Raw genomic sequence first — 3,115 nt, 5'->3', positions numbered from 1 at the left:
CCGATGGCGAAGCGCTGGCCGAGGCGGCAGAACATCCGCCTATTTCGGCAAGTTCGGCCTACGGACTTGAACCGCTCGACGCCGCGACGGCGGGACTTGGGCGCGCCCAGCGTACCCGGCTCCTGGTCCTGGGACTGGGTGGCATCGGAGCCATCGCCCTGATTGCGGGCATCATCATGATCACCAGCGGACTTTCCCGCTGACCATAACGGCTTTTGCCACCAAACAGGCTTCGTCTATTCTCGAAGCCGCATACAAGGAGTCCCGTGACTGCACATGAACAATCCGTCCTCTTGGCCCGCCACGCCGCCCGCGCGGCAGCGGACAAGCTGGCCGAGGACATCATCGCCCTCGACGTCAGCGAACGTCTGGCCCTGACTGACGTCTTCCTGATCGCCTCGGCTCCGACCGAGCGCCAGGTCAACGCCATCGTCGACGGTATCGAGGAAGAGCTGCTCAAGCAGGATCTCCGCCCGGTCCGCCGCGAAGGACGTTCCGAGGGCCGCTGGGTCCTCTTGGACTACGCAGACATCGTGGTGCACGTCCAGCACTCCGAGGACAGGGTCTTCTACGCCCTGGAACGCCTCTGGAAAGACTGCCCCGTAGTGGACCTGGAACTCGGTGACGACGCCTCCGCGAAGGCTCCCGCCGTCGAGGAATCCTAGGCTTTAAGGCACCGACCAACTGAATATGCCCGATTTGGAATTTTCGGAAATGCTGTTCTAAGATATTTGAGTTGCTTCGGAGGAATCCGAAAACTGGACGGGGTTTTCCGGCCAGTTCACGGTTCGTGAAGCAGCGAAAATATGGGGCTGTGGCGCAGCTGGTAGCGCACCTGCATGGCATGCAGGGGGTCAGGGGTTCGAGTCCCCTCAGCTCCACCATGGAGGCCTTGCTTGGAACGTGGGTTTTATGTTCCGGGCAGGGCCTCAGATTTTGTGGAAATTGAAAGAGCCACCCCGCCGGGGGTGGCTCTTTCGTTTCTCCGGCATTTTCAGCGGTGTCTTGGGTTGTAGGCAAGAACGCGTAAATCCCGGCACCCTCGCTTAGCCGCCGCGTGTATGCAACAGTGGGCTCAGCATGCCTCCACCACTTTCCCAACCGATTACGGTTTACTATGAGGCATTACCGTCTGGAGGCTCGCGGTCATTCGCGGGCCCATCGCAAAGCAGCCACCGACAATACAGGGGGATAGTCCTTGGTAACTATGGCCGATGTTGCGCGGGTAGCAGGCGTTTCCAGGAGCACTGTGTCCTATGCCCTCAGTGGTGTCCGGCCGATTGCTCCCGAAACGCGGGAGCGCATCCTGAAGGCCATGTCCGATCTTGCTATACGCCGAACCTGCTCGCCCAGGGCTTGGCCGGCAAACGGACCGGCATCGTCTCCTTGATTTTTCCGGTCGGGGAGCAAGGCATGAACACCACGGAATTCGAATACGTCCAAGGTGCCGCCGAGCAGGCGCGTGCTGACGGATACCATCTCCTTCTGTGGCCAATGGACCCCGACGACCTGGGCGAGATGCAGCGGATCGTGGCCCAGGGCCTCGTAGATGGAATCCTCCTGATGGAAGTCAGGTCATTCGACGAACGGATTCCCGTCCTGCTGGAAACCGGTGTTCCCTTCGTCACGATCGGACGGCCCACGGATGCTGATGGCCTGACATTCGTGGACGCAGATTTCGAAGCAATGGGGGAGCTGGCAGTGTCGCATCTCGTCAGCCTGGGGCACACGGAGATCGGCCTTGTGACGCATTCGCGTGAGTCCCTGGACAGCGGATACGGCCCGATGGTCCGATCCTGGGATGCCGTGGCAGCTGCTGCGTCGAGGCACGGGATCAGCGCTCGGCTGTATCCGGCCACGAGCTCACTTGCCGGCGGTCGCGAGGTGTTTGGACAGATCCTGGAAGAATCTCCGGAAACAACCGGGCTCGTGATGATCAACGAAGCGGCGACTGCAGGCCTTCTGGGTGCGGCGGCGGCCCACGGTTGGCGAGTGCCCGAGTCTCTCTCCATTGTCGCGATCAACACCAGTGCCGGCTCCGCGGAGCGCTTCATGCCCGCCCTGACGACGGCGTCCGCCGAACCGAGCGTCATGGGTCGTGAAGCAGCACAATTCCTTACCCGGCGCCTCAGGAGTGACGGGCCGGATGCCGTGCAGTGGCTCGCTGAACCGGTGTTGACGTTGCGCGGAAGCACCGCCGTGGCACGCGCCGTGCAGCCGTAGAATCGCCCCGCCGTCCGGGTGCAGTCCGCCAATTCGAGGCATTCATTACGCGCTCCTATCGAACGTGATTGTGACATTTGACACACCGTCGCGCTGCCAACTACTGTCGAGCCATCGACCCGCGTCGACAAGGCGCGTCGACGAACGGCGATGAGATTCCTCCTGATACAACATGGCGGATGGTCACCGATCAGAGTTCCCGGAGACTAAGGAAGTAAGTCGTGCTTGGAATCATTCGGTACCAATCATCCGAATTGACGATGCGGTCGATGTCGCGCAAACCTGAGCGGGAATTCGCCGGCTTCCGCCGCGGATCCACGAGTAGCCGCGTCCCCTTGTTCCCGGCTCGTGAAGGCCCCGGAATAGCGCGTGGACGGAACCTGGAGACCGCTGCCTGCTTCTGAGTTCCGGGACCGGGCGCAGGAGGGGCAATGATGCCCGTCCACAGCATGTAAGCGCTTGCCCTGTGCCGGTTGTGCCCGCAGAGGCCTACCCACCCCGGCGCCGCGGTGGTCCCACCCTTAGCCAACATCTCCCCAATCATCACAACAACCTCTTGGAGGTAACCCGCATGGAAACGTCGACCAAACCGGCCCAGTCCGCGTTCGAAGGTGGCCGGAAGTGAAAGCGATTCGACGGTTCACGGTACGAACGGTTCTGCCGGAAGCAATCGCCCCGCTCGCACGATTGGCGAAGAACCTGCGCTGGTCCTGGCATTTGCCGACACGCGAACTGTTCTCCGCGCTGAACGCCGAAGCCTGGGAGCAAAGCAATCATGACCCCATGACCTTCCTCGGCCTGGTCAGCCGCGAGGAACTGCAGGAGCTCGCAGCGGATGGCGCCGTCGTCGAGCGTGTTCAGCAGGCGGCTTCGGATCTGGACCGGTACCTGG

At 61.9% G+C, this 3,115-nt stretch carries 4 protein-coding genes, 1 tRNA gene and 1 pseudogene; all 6 read left to right on the top strand.

Features of this window, described 5'->3' with window-relative positions; translation table 11 throughout:
• Positions 1 to 203, top strand: a pseudogene (locus AHiyo1_RS17265) (hypothetical protein); the annotation flags it as partial.
• Positions 204 to 266: 63 nt separating this feature from the next.
• Positions 267 to 665 carry a ribosome silencing factor gene (rsfS, locus tag AHiyo1_RS17260; protein ID WP_059389355.1) on the top strand — a complete coding sequence of 133 codons (399 nt, stop codon included), beginning with the start codon at positions 267 to 269 and terminating at the stop codon, positions 663 to 665.
• Between the two features lie 143 nt (positions 666 to 808).
• Positions 809 to 884: transfer RNA gene (locus tag AHiyo1_RS17255), tRNA-Ala, on the top strand.
• A 323-nt stretch (positions 885 to 1,207) separates the two neighbouring features.
• Positions 1,208 to 1,390 carry a LacI family DNA-binding transcriptional regulator gene (locus AHiyo1_RS28325; protein ID WP_084784568.1) on the top strand — a complete coding sequence of 61 codons (183 nt, stop codon included), beginning with the start codon at positions 1,208 to 1,210 and terminating at the stop codon, positions 1,388 to 1,390.
• A gap of 23 nt (positions 1,391 to 1,413) precedes the next feature.
• A complete protein-coding gene (locus tag AHiyo1_RS17245) occupies positions 1,414 to 2,223 on the top strand; it encodes a substrate-binding domain-containing protein (RefSeq protein ID WP_148667621.1) in 810 nt (269 codons plus the stop codon).
• Between the two features lie 621 nt (positions 2,224 to 2,844).
• Positions 2,845 to 3,115 (top strand): DUF3417 domain-containing protein (locus AHiyo1_RS17240; RefSeq protein WP_113990698.1); only part of this gene is annotated, 271 nt, incomplete at its 3' end.

The sequence above is a fragment of the Arthrobacter sp. Hiyo1 genome (genome assembly GCF_001263615.2).
Lineage (GTDB): Bacteria > Actinomycetota > Actinomycetes > Actinomycetales > Micrococcaceae > Arthrobacter.
This window is presented reverse-complemented; position numbering and strand designations above follow the sequence as displayed.

Bases quoted from the DNA above. Each gene is read 5' to 3' on its own strand.
- AHiyo1_RS28325 (WP_084784568.1), top strand. From the start codon at position 1,208: ATGGCCGATGTTGCGCGGGTAGCAGGCGTTTCCAGGAGCACTGTGTCC.
- AHiyo1_RS17245 (WP_148667621.1), top strand. From the start codon at position 1,414: ATGAACACCACGGAATTCGAATACGTCCAAGGTGCCGCCGAGCAGGCG.